The sequence below is a fragment of the Ectobacillus sp. OTK genome, assembly GCF_059698935.1.
Genome location: NZ_AP048547.1, coordinates 2,235,053 through 2,249,502, shown reverse-complemented (window position 1 = coordinate 2,249,502; position 14,450 = coordinate 2,235,053). Strand labels below are relative to the sequence as shown.

General features: G+C 42.7%; 16 protein-coding genes and 2 riboswitches. Of the genes, 2 read left to right on the top strand and 14 right to left on the bottom strand.

All coding sequences use genetic code 11. The features are described 5' to 3' along the window. Positions 1-12 precede the first annotated feature (12 nt). From AC6HZ4_RS10915 to AC6HZ4_RS10905, 3 genes are all read right to left on the bottom strand, one after another. Positions 13-714: a phosphoadenylyl-sulfate reductase gene (locus AC6HZ4_RS10915; protein ID WP_497495016.1), complete on the bottom strand. Its 702-nt coding sequence runs from the start codon at positions 712-714 to the stop codon at positions 13-15. A 153-nt stretch (positions 715-867) separates the two neighbouring features. Further along, positions 868-972: riboswitch (SAM riboswitch) on the bottom strand. 384 nt (positions 973-1,356) lie between these two features. After that, positions 1,357-2,673, bottom strand: a complete 1,317-nt coding sequence (gene lysA, locus AC6HZ4_RS10910; RefSeq protein ID WP_497495015.1) for a diaminopimelate decarboxylase — start codon at positions 2,671-2,673, stop codon at positions 1,357-1,359. Between the two features lie 203 nt (positions 2,674-2,876). Beyond that, positions 2,877-3,057: riboswitch (Lysine riboswitch) on the bottom strand. A 158-nt stretch (positions 3,058-3,215) separates the two neighbouring features. Next, on the bottom strand, positions 3,216-3,611 hold the full coding sequence (locus AC6HZ4_RS10905) for a DUF3888 domain-containing protein (protein ID WP_497495014.1): 396 nt from the start codon (positions 3,609-3,611) through the stop codon (positions 3,216-3,218). A gap of 225 nt (positions 3,612-3,836) precedes the next feature. Between AC6HZ4_RS10905 and AC6HZ4_RS10900 the strand changes: the two genes are divergently transcribed. Together AC6HZ4_RS10900 and pssA are read left to right on the top strand one after the other, a co-directional pair. Beyond that, the gene (locus AC6HZ4_RS10900) at positions 3,837-5,723 is read left to right on the top strand and encodes an LTA synthase family protein (protein WP_497495013.1); all 1,887 of its coding nucleotides are present in this window, start codon (positions 3,837-3,839) and stop codon (positions 5,721-5,723) included. 264 nt (positions 5,724-5,987) lie between these two features. Next, positions 5,988-6,689, top strand: a complete 702-nt coding sequence (gene pssA / locus AC6HZ4_RS10895; RefSeq protein ID WP_497495011.1) for a CDP-diacylglycerol--serine O-phosphatidyltransferase — start codon at positions 5,988-5,990, stop codon at positions 6,687-6,689. A gap of 5 nt (positions 6,690-6,694) precedes the next feature. Here the strand turns inward: pssA and AC6HZ4_RS10890 are convergent, their stop codons facing one another. The 11 genes from AC6HZ4_RS10890 to AC6HZ4_RS10840 form a co-directional block, all read right to left on the bottom strand. After that, positions 6,695-6,829, bottom strand: a complete 135-nt coding sequence (locus AC6HZ4_RS10890) for a hypothetical protein (protein WP_497495010.1) — start codon at positions 6,827-6,829, stop codon at positions 6,695-6,697. Positions 6,830-6,903: 74 nt separating this feature from the next. Continuing rightward, complete coding sequence (locus AC6HZ4_RS10885; RefSeq protein WP_497495008.1) at positions 6,904-7,920, bottom strand: histidinol phosphate phosphatase domain-containing protein; 1,017 nt, start codon at positions 7,918-7,920, stop codon at positions 6,904-6,906. 18 nt (positions 7,921-7,938) lie between these two features. Beyond that, the gene (locus AC6HZ4_RS10880) at positions 7,939-8,262 is read right to left on the bottom strand and encodes a phosphoribosyl-ATP diphosphatase (protein ID WP_497495007.1); all 324 of its coding nucleotides are present in this window, start codon (positions 8,260-8,262) and stop codon (positions 7,939-7,941) included. A gap of 12 nt (positions 8,263-8,274) precedes the next feature. Continuing rightward, a complete protein-coding gene (gene hisI, locus AC6HZ4_RS10875; RefSeq protein ID WP_379948055.1) occupies positions 8,275-8,580 on the bottom strand; it encodes a phosphoribosyl-AMP cyclohydrolase in 306 nt (101 codons plus the stop codon). Continuing rightward, positions 8,577-9,335: an imidazole glycerol phosphate synthase subunit HisF gene (gene hisF, locus AC6HZ4_RS10870; protein WP_497495006.1), complete on the bottom strand. Its 759-nt coding sequence runs from the start codon at positions 9,333-9,335 to the stop codon at positions 8,577-8,579. The genes hisI and hisF overlap by 4 nt, the downstream gene beginning before the upstream one ends. Next, positions 9,329-10,048 carry a 1-(5-phosphoribosyl)-5-[(5-phosphoribosylamino)methylideneamino]imidazole-4-carboxamide isomerase gene (hisA, locus tag AC6HZ4_RS10865; protein WP_497495005.1) on the bottom strand — a complete coding sequence of 240 codons (720 nt, stop codon included), beginning with the start codon at positions 10,046-10,048 and terminating at the stop codon, positions 9,329-9,331. The genes hisF and hisA overlap by 7 nt, the downstream gene beginning before the upstream one ends. Continuing rightward, positions 10,021-10,650, bottom strand: coding sequence for an imidazole glycerol phosphate synthase subunit HisH (hisH, locus tag AC6HZ4_RS10860; RefSeq protein ID WP_497495004.1), 630 nt, complete (start codon positions 10,648-10,650; stop codon positions 10,021-10,023). The genes hisA and hisH overlap by 28 nt, the downstream gene beginning before the upstream one ends. Position 10,651: 1 nt before the next feature. After that, positions 10,652-11,239 (bottom strand): imidazoleglycerol-phosphate dehydratase HisB, encoded by a 588-nt coding sequence (gene hisB, locus AC6HZ4_RS10855; protein WP_497495003.1) that lies wholly within the window; start codon positions 11,237-11,239, stop codon positions 10,652-10,654. 4 nt (positions 11,240-11,243) lie between these two features. Then, positions 11,244-12,536 carry a histidinol dehydrogenase gene (gene hisD / locus AC6HZ4_RS10850; protein ID WP_497495002.1) on the bottom strand — a complete coding sequence of 431 codons (1,293 nt, stop codon included), beginning with the start codon at positions 12,534-12,536 and terminating at the stop codon, positions 11,244-11,246. Positions 12,537-12,548: 12 nt separating this feature from the next. Beyond that, positions 12,549-13,184, bottom strand: coding sequence for an ATP phosphoribosyltransferase (gene hisG, locus AC6HZ4_RS10845; RefSeq protein WP_497495001.1), 636 nt, complete (start codon positions 13,182-13,184; stop codon positions 12,549-12,551). After that, positions 13,160-14,422, bottom strand: coding sequence for an ATP phosphoribosyltransferase regulatory subunit (locus tag AC6HZ4_RS10840; protein ID WP_497495000.1), 1,263 nt, complete (start codon positions 14,420-14,422; stop codon positions 13,160-13,162). Before AC6HZ4_RS10840 ends, hisG begins: the two co-directional genes overlap by 25 nt. Positions 14,423-14,450: the final 28 nt, after the last annotated feature.

Here is a 14,450-nt window from a genome sequence, read left to right as displayed (position 1 = left end):
CTCCTTTACATCTTACTGATGAAGTCCGCATTCTGTTTTACCTGTACCTGCCCAACGTCCGGAGCGATCGCTGGCGCCGCCCTCTGAAGGACGAGTGCACACCTCACAGCCAATGCTCGGATAGCCGATATCATGAAGCGGATTGTACGGAAGATCATGCTTGTATACGTAACGCCATACTTCCTTCCATGTCCAGTGAATCAGCGGACATATTTTAATGGAATGAAAACGGCGGTCAAGATTTACAAATTGTACATTTTGACGCGTTGGCGATTGCTCGCGGCGCAATCCGGAAATCCATGCTTTTCCTTGTGCAAGCGCCTTTTCAAGCGGAACAATCTTTCGAATATTACAGCATGCATTGGGATTAGACTGCCACAACGCCGCACCATGCTCTGCCGCCTGCTCTTCAAGCGTAAGCTCTGGCTTTTGCATTACAATCTCAAGTCTTGGGAATCGTTCTTTTACTCTTTCAATTAATTCATATGTTTCTTTAAAGTGCAGGTCCGTATCTAAAAATACAACCTTCGCATCAGGCTTCACTTGGTCAATTAAATGAAGAAGAATCATCCCCTCAACGCCAAAGCTGCATGCATACACTACATCGTCTCCATAATGATCATACGCCCAACGTAAAACTGAAAGCGCGCCTTTTGCTCCATCGTCCTCATTGAAATCAATTGATGGTGCATCCCATGTCTCATATGTTAACATTTTCTTTCCCCCTTTTTTAATGATATCCCATTTCACTGCTATGTTAGGAAGGAGTTGTTTCGTTCCACTGCCGCAGTGACATTTTCAAAAATACATCTTATCCGTTGCATGAAAAAAATCTTTCCATTCCGAAAAGACTCTCCAGGCGGCTTGATCTTACCTCACAAAACGGGATTTCATTTTGACGGATTAGCACCTTGCATCATGCAGGTTGCTGGGCTTCGTCGGGCCGTGTCCCTTTGCCTCTCTGGATAAGTAATTAATTTGTATTGTATCACAATTATGGGCAATTGCAATCCTACTTTTCTTATATGAATTATATTTTTAAGGAATTTTTGAAAATATGAAAATATGATAAATGCAGTAAGTACCCGATTCGTATTTTGTTTATTGACATAAAAATACAGGAATTTCACTATTTCTTAAGAAAAAATCTACCATAAGAGTCTTCTTGTCATTAATTTTCCCCGTTTTCGTAAAACAATACTTTCTCTTACAATATAAAAGGATAATTCCGAGTAAATGAATAGGTAACTTGCTTATTGCCGTATGAGGCAAAGATAGCTATGGGAGATTTGCTTACAAAAACAGGCGAACAACGTACTGTTGTCCGCCTGCTTTTCAGTTATTCTCATCTTGCTTTCATACAAGCTCGCTTGCACGAATACGATCCTTTTGCACAAGATCTTCTAATGTTTCCCGCTCTACAACAACCTGCGCTTTACCATCCTTTACAAATACAACAGCAGGGCGCGCGATGCGGTTATAGTTATTTGCCATCGAATATCCGTACGCCCCTGTGCAGGAAATCGCAAGTAAATCACGTGATGCCGCTTCTGGAAGCTTTATATCCCAAAGCAGCATATCGCCGCTCTCACAGCACTTCCCGGCAATCGATACAACTTCCTCTGGCTCTTCATTCGCTCGATTTGCCAAAATTGCCTCATACTTCGCACCGTACAATGCAGGGCGAATGTTATCTGTCATTCCCCCATCCACGGCCACGTATTTGCGAATGCCTGGGATGTCCTTAATGGAACCGATTGTATACAGAGTTGTGCCAGCATCACCGACAATGCTGCGACCCGGCTCAATCCAAATTTCCGGCAGAGGATAATTGCGCTTCGTAAACTGCTCGCGCACCGCATCCGTCATCTCTTTAATATATTGTACAGCTGGAAGAGGTGTGTCACCTTCTGTATAGCGAATGCCAAAGCCGCCGCCAAGATTTAAAATTGGCATTGTATGTCCTGTTTCAGAACGAACATCGTCTACAAAGGCTGCTAATACTTCAACAGCACGAACAAATCCATCTGTTTCAAAAATTTGAGAACCGATATGAGAATGGATTCCAAGTACATTGTAGTACGGCTTCGATACCGCATGCTTTACCGCCTGCAGCGCCTGCCCGCTAGAAACGCCAAAGCCAAATTTTGAATCATCCTGGCCTGTCGTAATATATTCATGCGTATGTGCCTCAACACCAGGCGTTACACGAAGCAAAATATTCACCTTTTGCTCACGGTCTTTTGCTAAATCATGCAGAACCTCCAGCTCAAAGAAGTTATCTACAACGAAGCAGCCAATATTTGCTTCAAGTGCCATTACCAGCTCTTCTTCTGTCTTATTGTTACCGTGAAAATGAATGCGTTCTGCAGGAAAGCCTGCTTGCAGCGCCGTATACAATTCTCCTCCAGATACAACATCTAAAGACATATTTTCCTCTGCAGCTAAACGGCTCATTTCCATGCACAAAAACGCCTTGCTTGCGTATGCTACTTGATAGGAAAAGCCGCTTTCCTGAAACGCACGGTTATAAGCACGACATTTTTCCCGAATTAATGCTTCATCATATACATAAAGCGGTGTGCCGTATGTTTTTGCCAATTCCGTCGTGTCACAGCCTCCGATTTCTAAATGTCCTTTGTCGTTAATTCTGCTTGTGCCGTGCAAATACATCTAAATTTCCCCCTTATCTATACGTTCTGCAACCCATATCCATTTCTCCAAAGAAAAAGGAAACAGTGAAGCTAAGAACACGATCCGTTTCATTTGTATAAACAAAAAACGCGCCGAACTTCTATGTTCACACGCGCTTCTTACAGAAAATGACAACTTAAACTATGCATCCTACATATTTTCATATAAGAAACCGCATCAGCATCTCTAATAGCTCCCCACAAGATGAACTTGTGACAGTTCTACACTTATTCAGTGCAGACCCAGCAGCAAAACATGGCAGCTGTTTTGCCGCTTCGGCAGTTATCCCTTTCGTGCTGTGTTCTTTAATCCTGCACGATTTCGCACAGCCTACTCTTGATTTCTGCAGCCTCTATTTGCGAGAACAGATGAGGCTGTTGTATTTATTTTTGATGATATTAAAGATAGCAGAGGAAAATGCACATTGTCAAATATTTTTTCAATATTCCATTCACATTTATGTAGAAAAATGAAATATTATGCATTCTTCCTAGAAGCAGGCACAAAAGTCTCTCTCTTTCTTACACTGGCTTTCGACATGCTAGCTTTGTGTTATCAGGCAAGCGCTTTACATTCGTGTTTTTCACTTCCCAGTCCCCTTGCTCATTATCAAACGTAATCGTTACCTTCTCAAAAGGAGGCTCCGGTTTTCCATATGGCTTCTGTTCATACGTAATCACCTCAATAGAAGATCGAAATAAGTACGTACCACTGTAAAGCTTCTTCATCTCTGCAATTTTCGGACAGTCATACTTCTTTTGCACTCCATAATGCTTTTGAATCTCCTCATTGATTTGTGGAAATAGCACAGAATAAAAAGCATCCTCAAGCATAGGAAGTGATGGGGCATTTGCCGATGCTGCCGAACTGCTATATAAGAAAAAGCATAAGATTGCAACACATATTCGTTTATTCATTGTCTTCCTCCAAATCTTCACATATGTAACTATTGTGCCCAATCCATATTTTTTCATAGAAGTGTACAAAAACATCCACAACACCTAATTGTTTTTATATAATAATTAACGTAGTAGAAGCTAAGGAAAGCAGAACGCTGAGAATAGAGCATGTCCCTGCTTACATATATATGTATAGATAATAAAAAAGCCATTTGACAGTCTCATCGGAGAGGAGCTTGAATTATGAATGAATTATTGAAGAAGGTGCGCTTTACTCTTTTAGCGGTCATCCTTCTTTGGATAAAAACCTATGTTGTGTATAAGCTTGCGTTTGATATAAGCATCGAGAATCCGTTTGAGGAAATCATTCTATTTATAAATTCAGTCAGCACGCTTCTATTGTTTCTTGGAGTTGCCCTATTAGCAAATACATACCGAAACGCTTATGTCATGCTCATTAGCTTTCTTTTGTCTGTATTGTTATTTTCAAATGCAGTATTTTATGGCTTCTTCAATGATTTTGTAACGTTGCCTGTCATATTTCAAACGAATAACATGGCAGATCTTGGAACAAGCATCCGTGAATTGATGACATACAAAACATTATTCATGTTTTTCGATCTCTTTATTTTGTTATTCATTTCCCGAAAGTTCCCGCGCTTTGCCGATGTCTCTCCTCTCACGAAAAAAGAGAAATCTATTTATTTCTTTTGGGCAGCCGCATTGTTTTTATTTCATGTAACAGTGGCTGAAGTCTATAAGCCGCAGTTATTTGCCCGTTCGTTTGATAGAAAGATGATTGTCAAAAATCTCGGCCTATACACGTACCATCTATATGATATTGTCCTGCAATCCAGATCATCAGCACAGCGAGTGTTTGCAAGCAGCAATAAGTTTGCGGAAATTGAAAACTATGTAAAAGTAAAGGACAAAGGAGCCAATTTAGACGTATTCGGTGCTGCTAAGGGGAGAAATGTAATTTTAATTTCCATGGAGTCTACGCAAAGCTTTGTCATCAATCGAAAAGTAAATGGTGAGGAAATTACTCCATTTCTAAACAAATTTATCAAAGAAAGCTATTATTTTGACCAGTTTTATCACCAAACAGGTCAAGGCAAAACATCGGATGCCGAGTTTATTATTGAAAATTCGCTTTATCCGCTTGATCGCGGCTCCGTATTTTTTACACATTTTAATAATGAATATACAGCAACGCCTGAAATATTAAAGGACTACGGGTACTTTTCAGCTGTGTTCCATTCTAACGATAAAACATTTTGGAATCGCGACCTTATGTACCCGTCACTTGGATATGATCGATATTACAATCAACACGATTTCGTTGGCACGCAGCAAAATTCTGTCGGCTGGGGACTAAAGGATAAGGACTTCTTTGAACAATCCATCGCGTATTTAAAGTCGATGCCGCAGCCATTTTATACAAAGTTTATTACACTAACAAATCATTTTCCATTTACACTTGACCCGAAAGATCGGCTCATTGAGGAGTATGATTCAGAGAGTGAGATTGTAAATCGATATTTGCCAACCGTACGGTACACAGATGAAGCAATTAAATATTTTATACAGCGCCTGAAGGAAGAGGGATTATATGACAATACGGTGATTGTTATTTATGGAGATCATTATGGTATTTCTGAAAATCATAATGCGGCTGTGGCACAGCTTCTTGGCAAAACTGAAATCACACCTGTTGATTCGATACAACTGCAACGCGTTCCTCTTATTATCCATGTTCCAGGGCAGTCTGGACAGGTGATTTCCAAAGTGTCTGGACAAATTGACGTAAAGCCGACTCTCCTTCATCTTCTTGGTATTTCAACAACAAAGAGTACGGAGTTTGGAACAGATTTATTTATTACAGAAAAAGATCCGATTGTTGTTATGCGCGACGGCAGTTTCATCACAAATGATTACGTATATACGAAAAATGTTTGCTATCAGAAACAGACAGGCGAGCTAATTGAAGAACAACTATGTGAACCATATGAACAAAAAGCCAAACTGGAGCTGAGGAATTCAGATAAGCTTATTTACGGAGATTTACTTCGCTTCGACCCTAGCAACAAACGAAATACAGGAACGATGACAACAACATTCGAGGAATAAATATCTTCTTGCACTGCTTGTCATGAGGTGACGGAAATAGGAAGCATCCCTGTTCCGTCACCTCTTTTTCACCTTGCACAGGATTCCTATTTTTACGTTTTGCTTTCAGCGATATGCATAAAGCAGACAAATCAACAGACAAATCAAATACGTTTTTTCCATCTCGGGAATTTTATGGTATGCACTTCTAAAAGTGTGTTATGATAAATTGGATACTGTCATACACTAAATAAGAAAATTAAAAAGAAAGCAAGGGATCACACATTGTACAGAGCAGCCATTCCGAATTTATTTACGCTCGGAAATTTATACAGCGGTTTTTTATCCATTGGCTACGCCTCTATCGGACATTACAGATCAGCTGCCATTCTCGTGTTAATTGGAATGATGCTTGATAGTCTCGACGGACGGATTGCCCGCTTGCTGCGAGTTGATTCTCCTCTCGGAAAAGAACTTGATTCTCTCGCAGATGTAGTGACATTTGGAGCAGCACCTGCTCTCTTAGTGTACTACACCTCTTTTTCACAATACGGCGTTGCTGGATTGTACATAGCCGGGCTATTTCCCCTATTTGGTGCTTACCGCTTGGCAAGGTTTAACGTAACACCGACTGCAACATCTTTAAAATATTTCACGGGTGTTCCGATTACAGCGGCAGGAGGAATTATAGCGTTTCTTACGTTATTTTCCCACGTAATTCCAAACATTGTACTCATTCTCATTTTTATCATCTTTGCTATCTTGATGGTAAGCCGCATTCAAATTCCAAGCCTAAAAGATGTACCGATTCCAAAATACAGCATTATCGTCACGCTATTTTTGATTGCGGTTATCTTCACGCTGTATAAACGAGAGGCAAATCGCATGCCGGAGTTTTTGTTCATTGCGATTCCTCTCTACATTCTTTACATGTTATCGCAGTTTTTGCGGCGCAGGCATTTTGAAAATAAAAGCAACAAAAAATAACCCCCTCAGGCGAGGGGATTATTTTTTGTTGCTTCTTTTACATCGCTTTTATTTCGCTTTTTCGTAAGCGTATCTTTTTCTGTACCATAATGGTAATTGGTCAGCTTACCTGTGTCTCTGTACTGCTCGTTTTGACTCATAGATATAGCCCCCTTCGTGATACTTCGCTTTTAGTTTGAACCAAAACCGATATTTCACGAGTAGCATTATATTCCTACGATTGCAATACAGGTGACTCAAGAGGCTTCATAATACGTTTGCGCTTTTCAAACGTTGCAACCTCCGTAAAGCCATGACGAATCAATGTTTCAACATTTTGCGCGACATAGCTGCCAATATCATCTGGGTAATGAGAATCAGAAGAAACTGTAATCGGGACCTGGTACTTCGACAAAACGCTTAAAAAGAGCGGACTTGGACACATTTCCTGCACTGGATAACGATAATACAAGCCTGCATTAATTTCTGTCGCTACATTCGTTTCCAGTAATGCCTTCGCAATACGCTCATAATAAGGGAGCAGTGTGTTTTCATCTGGACGATAGTTAAACACCTTCATGTTATCAAGATGCGCAACAAAATCGAATAATCCAGAGCGGATCGCACTTTCAACATTCGCAAAATGCTTCTCATACAAAGAAGGCAAATCTTTGCCGATAAAACGATCTTGTGTATCCGGATTATCGAAGCCCCAACCATCGATAAAATGAACAGAACCGATAACGTAATCCCAATTGCCAAGCGCCAATAGCTCAGCCAGCTCTGCCTCGCCGTCCACAAAATAGTCAGCTTCCAGTCCAAGACGAAGCATAATCCCTTTCTCCGCCCAGCGTGCCTTCGCATCTTCAATGGCTGCTGTAAAATGATGAATAGATTCCATCATTACTTGATCAAGCCATTCCTTTTGCAAACGCCCAAGGTCTGTATCGCTAATATCAACATGGCGGTAATAATACTCTCTAGCCTCGCGGAAGCGGTATAAATGATCAACAATCCCAACTTCCTTCAAGCCCTTTCTCAATGCTTCTTCTAAATATAAATCAATCCAAAACGGCGAAAATGCCCCCTGCTCAAGCCTTGTTTGCAGCAGCTCCTTAGATTGCAGCAGCCACTCAAGAGAATGCTTTGGCGCTTCTACCGGCATAAAATGCTGCAATGCCCTGTTCGTGCGATCCAACCAGCGCAGCGAATACGGTCCTTCCTCTAAATGAAGATGATAATCGACCTTCATCCGGTCCTCCTCCTCTCCTTACAAGCTCTCGATTTCTTTTCGATCTGCTGTCTTAGACAGCTTTCCTTGCCTGCGCTCTAGCTCTTTCTTTACATCCTCAAGCGTAACGCCCTTCTCAGCAAGGAGAACAAGGCAATGATAGGTTAAATCGGCAATCTCATAGATAAGCTCTTCTTTATCATTATTTTTGGCTGCAATAATGACCTCAGTAGCTTCTTCGCCTACCTTTTTTAAAATTTTATCTTCACCTTTTGCAAACAAGTAGTTTGTGTACGACTCAGCTACCGGATTGTTTTTCCGATCCACAATATTTTCGTATAATGCACGCAATACGTCTGTCATTTTCTTTTCCTCCTACAGCACCTTCGTAAAGAAACAAGTGCGGCTTCCTGTATGACATGCCGGTCCGATTTGATCCACGCGCACAAGCAGCGTATCTTGATCGCAATCTAGGTACATTTCTTTCACATGCTGAAAATGCCCGGACGTTTCTCCTTTGTTCCACAGTTTATTGCGGGAACGGGAGAAAAACCATGTTGTTTTTGTTTCTAATGTTTTTGCATAGGATTCCTCGTTCATATAACCAAGCATTAACACATCATTTGTTGTATCATCAATAATAACGGCAGGCAATAGACCCTTGGAAAAATCCGGCTTCATCGTCTCACCTCAATGCGCGCCTTGGCGAGCTCTTCCTTCGTTTCTGCAATCGTTGTTTCACCGTAATGATAAATTGACGCGGCTAACGCTGCATCCACTGATGTTTCCTGAAATACCTCTACAATATGACCATTGTTGCCGCAGCCGCCGGATGCAATGACTGGAATCGTAACCGCCTGACAAACCGCTTCCGTTAATTCTAAATCATAGCCCTGCTTCGTACCATCCGCATCCATGCTTGTCAGCAAAATCTCACCCGCACCAAGCTCTTCCGCCTTTTTCGCCCACTCTAGTACGTCAAGACCTGTATCGATACGGCCGCCGCTTACAAATACATTCCACTTACCGTCAGCGACACGCTTTGCATCAATCGCTACCACGATGCATTGCGCTCCGAAATGCTTAGCACCCTCTGCAATCAACTGTGGATTACGAACTGCCGCTGAGTTTAAGGAAATTTTGTCCGCACCAGCGCGCAGTAGGTTATACATCTCTTCAACTGAACCGATGCCGCCGCCGACTGTTAGCGGAATAAACACTTCAGCTGCTGTGCGCTCTACAACATCAATCATCGTTTTGCGGCCTTCATGCGTTGCTGTAATATCTAAAAATACCAGCTCGTCCGCTCCTGCACGGTTGTAAATCGCAGCAATCTCGACCGGATCCCCAACGTCTGCCAGCCCAACGAAGTTTACGCCCTTTACAACGCGGCCGTTTTTCACATCTAAACACGGGATAATGCGTTTCGTTAACATACTGCCACCGCCTGCAGCGCTTCTTCTAGCGCGAATTTCCCTTCGTATAAAGCTTTACCAGTAATAACGCCGTATAGGTTCATTTCATTTAAATTTTTGATATCTTCTAGAGAGCTTACACCGCCAGATGCAACGATATCAACATTTACTGCTTCCTGCAAAGCCTTCAGCTGTTCAAGGTTTGGACCTGTAAGCGTTCCGTCCCGGGAAATATCAGTAAAAATAATTGTCTTTACTCCCATTTCCTCCATTTGCTTCGCAAGCGTAATGTAATGAACATCGGATACATCAAGCCAGCCTCTTGTCGCTACCAATTCATCCTTTGCATCGATACCGACAACGATGCGCTCTCCGTACTTATCAAGTGCTTCTTGTAAAAATGCTGGATTTAAAAGAGCTGCTGTTCCGATAATGACGCGGGATACGCCAACGGATAATAATGCCTCAATTGTCTCCATTGAACGAATGCCGCCGCCAACCTGGATAGGGATCTTTAACGTACGTGCAATGCTTTCAATTACAGGTAAATTCGTTGGAGTGCCGTCTAACGCACCGTCTAAGTCGACGAGGTGAAGAAATGGGGCACCTAATTTTTCAAATACAATTGCCTGCTCAAGCGGATTTTCGTTTACAACCGTCTCCTGCTGAAACTGTCCTTGATATAAACGAACACAACGGCCATTTTTTAAGTCAATTGCTGGGAAGATGAGCATGTTTCGACCAACTCCTTAAAGTTTTGTAGCATTTTTAATCCAACGTCGCTGCTTTTTTCCGGATGGAATTGCGCGCCGTAAATATTTCCTTTTGAAACAACACCTGGTACAAATACGCCATAGTCGCTTCCAGCAGCTATCACGTCATTTGCTGTGTCCGCATAAAAGGAGTGGACGTAATATACATATGGATTTCCTGTAAGACCTTGCAATAATGGTGACTCTTGTTTCTTCTCTAGTGCGTTCCAGCCCATGTGCGGAATTTTGCGGCCAGCAGGCAGCTTGCGTACCGTACCTGGGAGCAAACCAAGACCTGTTGTAAATTCAATTTCCTCACTTGCTTCAAATAAGAGCTGCATTCCTAAACAAATTCCTAGCACTGGCTTGCCAGAGGCAGCTTGTTCTTTAATAAGGGAGATCAATCCGCGCTCCTCTAGCTCCTTCATCGCTTTTGGAAACGCACCAACACCCGGCAAAATGATTCCGTCGCTTTGACGAATTGTTTGCGGACTATCCGTAATTTCACATGTTACCCCGATATGCTCAAGCGCTTTGGAGACGCTGCGCAAATTCCCCATTCCATAATCAATAATGGCGATCATATTACAACATTCCCTTCGTTGAATTGATGCCTACAATCTTTTCATTAATCTCTACCGCTTCAGATAAGGCACGGCCAAAGGCTTTAAACAACGCTTCAATTTTATGGTGCGTGTTTTTTCCATACAACACGCGCGCGTGAAGCGTGATACCTGCATTAAAGCTAACCGCACGGAAAAACTCCTCTGTTAATTCCGTATCGTACGTTCCAAGACGGTCATTTGTAAGCTCTGCATCAAACACTAAAAACGGACGTGCGCTAATATCTAATGAAACGAAACCAAGCGCTTCATCCATTGGAACATAAGAAGTGCCGTAGCGATTAATTTGCTTTTTATCACCAAGCGCCTCCTTGATGCACATTCCAATAACTATGCCAACATCCTCCACTGTGTGATGAGAGTCAATATGCAAATCTCCATTTGCTCGCACCTTCAGACCGATACGTCCATGTCTTGCAAACGCCGTAAGCATATGGTCAAAAAAGCCAACTCCCGTATCAATACTTACTTCCGCTGGATTATCTAAATCAACGGACACGGTAATGTCTGTCTCTGATGTTACGCGTGAAAGCTCTGCTTTACGTGTCATCCGTCTACTCCTCCTTTTCCTCAAAGCGGATTGAAATCGCGCGCGCATGAGCCTGCAAGCCTTCTTTTTCCGCCAAGGTAACAATTTGATCCTTTACTTGCTCTAATGCTTCTCTTGTATATGATAAAAAGCTGGATTTTTTCACAAAATCATCCACGGACAGCGGTGAGAAAAAGCGTGCCGTTCCGCTCGTTGGCAGCACATGGTTTGGACCAGCAAAATAGTCGCCAAGCGGCTCCGGCGCATAAGGTCCAACAAAAATAGATCCTGCATGCCAAATATCAGCAAGTGCCATCATTGGCTCATGAATATGAAGCTCCAAATGCTCAGGAGCAATTTCATTGGATACAGCAAAGGCTTCCTGCAGTGAATCCACTACAACAATGGCACCGTTCGCCTCAACAGAAGCTCTTGCAATATCTGCGCGTGGCAGCTCCTGCAATTGCCGCTCAACCTCTTGCTTCACCTGCTGGGCAAGCTCCTTGCTTGTTGTAATCAGAATAGCTGTTGCATTTGTATCATGCTCTGCCTGAGACAATAAATCAGCCGCAATAAATGCTGCGTTTCCTGTTTCATCAGCAATAACGACAATTTCAGACGGCCCCGCAATCATATCAATGTTCACCGCACCAAACACAGCACGCTTTGCTAATGCTACATACATATTGCCTGGCCCAACAATCTTATCAACGCGCGGAATAGATTCCGTACCATACGCGAGCGCTGCGACTGCTTGCGCGCCGCCGATGCTGTAAATTTCATCTACACCTGCAATATGGGCAGCTGCCAAAATATACGGGTTTACGCCGCCCTTCCCCGGAGGCGTCACCATCACAATACGCTTTACTCCTGCAATTTTCGCAGGGAGTACATTCATTAATACCGACGAAGGATACGCTGCTGTTCCGCCTGGCACGTACACACCGACTGTATGAAGGGGTCTAATCAATTGCCCGCGAATAATACCATTTGTATCTGCATCGACAAAGCCTTGTCGCTTTTGCTTCTCATGGTACGAAACGATATTGCGCTTTGCCCCCTCTAATGCCTCTAAAAAAGAAGGCTCAACAGATTGCACCGCTTGTTTTACCGCCTCTGCGGATACACGAAACGATTCCAGCTCTACTCCATCGAATCGACTCGTATATTCGCGCAGCGCCTCATCCTTACGTACCTTGACATCAGCGACAATACGCTCTACCGCTTCTGCCGCTGTTTTTTCCACTCGTCCTGCTTCTTCCCGAAGCACAGTCATATCATCTAAAATACTGGAAATATTTCCGTATAAGATTTTCAAGCTGCCTCCTCCTTACACCCTTGTTGAAAGATGCTCTTCAATTTGCGTAATAATTGAAAACATCTCGTCTTTTTTCATTTTTAAGGAAGCTTTATTTGCAATGAGACGCGCCGAAATATCACAAATATCTTCAAATACAATTAAGCCATTTTCCCGTAGTGTTGCACCTGTTTCGACAATATCAACAATGGCATCCGCAAGACCAAGAAGCGGCGCGATTTCTACAGAGCCTTCTATTTTAATAATCTCCACATCCTCGCCCTTGCGGCGGAAATGTGCGGAGGCAACGTTCGGGTATTTTGTTGCAATTGTTTTCTTTTTATAGCTATTGGGATTGTAGGAAGGAATCGATGCCACGCTAAACTTGCAACGACCAATTCCTAAGTCAACCATTTCGTATAGCTCCTTTTCATTCTCCATTAACACGTCTTTTCCGACGATGCCAATGTCAGCAACTCCATGCTCAACATACGTAAGCACATCGACTGCCTTTACGAGAATAAAGGAGACGTTTGCGTTATGACTGTGAAAGACAAGCTTTCTTCCTTTATCTTTTAATTCTGAGCAATCAATACCGATTCTCTCAAGAAGTGGAACGATCTGCTTCTCCAATCTCCCTTTTGTCAACGCGATTTGAATGTGGCGCATGAAGTTTCTCCCTCCTTTTCAAGCTCCCATTTTTCTTTCCAAGCATACTCCATAAGCTTGCCGCCCGATGTATCAACGACAGTGGCAATACGGTTCTCTCTTGCAAAGCTAAACGTCTCCTGCAGCGAAGACATCATGGATAGCTCAGTCTTTACACCATCCTTAATGTATAAAGCACGAAGCCGTTCTGCTTCTCCAATTGTTTCTAGTGAATAATGGATAAGCACCTCTGTTGGCTCTTCCTTCGAAGGTGGATTCTGCTCCTTCAGCACCCGCACAATTTGATCCACCTCAAGAGCAAGTCCAGTCGCAGGAAGCGGCTCCCCAAAGTGTTCCATCAACTCGTCATAACGCCCGCCGTTTAAAATTTCGTCTCCGATTTCATGGGCGTAGCCGCGGAAAATGACTCCTGTATAGTAATGAAGATTTTGAATCATGCCTAGGTCTACGGATATGTAATGACCGTATCCTAATCGTTCTACCGTTTCATATATATCGCGAACGCGCTGAATCGCCTCTTTCATTTCTGTATTAGCAGCCAAACTCTCTGCTTCATCAATCACGTCTAAACCGCCAAATAAACGCGGCAAACGCTGAAGCAGCCGAACAGTTTCATCCTCTTGATCGAATTGCTTCTGCTCTAAAAATTGAGAGAGCCCCATGTAGCTCTTATTTTCGATATATTCACGCAAAATCGCCTCATCTTCCTCTGTTAAGGAAAGCTTTTTGACGATAGATTTGTAGAGTTTTACTTGACCGATCTCGATTTTAAATTGTGTGAGACCTACTGCCTGCAACGCTGTAATCGCGCTCACAATACATTCTATCTCAGCACGCAAATTATCAATGCCGATAATTTCAATCCCAGTCTGCGTTAATTCATTGTACTTTCCTGTCATGCTTTTGTTCGCACGAAAAATATTTCCACTATATGTGAGCTTAAGCGGCGGCTTCATCATCGTAGAGCCTACTACACGGGCAATCGGAATCGTCATGTCAGGACGAAGCACTAAAATGCGACCGTGATGATCGAAAAATTTGTACATTTTTTCTTCATCAATTGGGCGATTACGGAAGGAAAACACATCATAAAACTCAATTGTCGGTGTACGCACCTCTTCATAGCCACGCGATATAAACACACGACGCAGGCGCTGTTCAATTTCTTCCTTTAATGTGCACTCTTCAAATAAAACGTCCCTCGTTCCGCTTGGATTTGCTCGTTTCCACTTTGTCATAAAAACACCCCTTATCTTTCGAAACGAA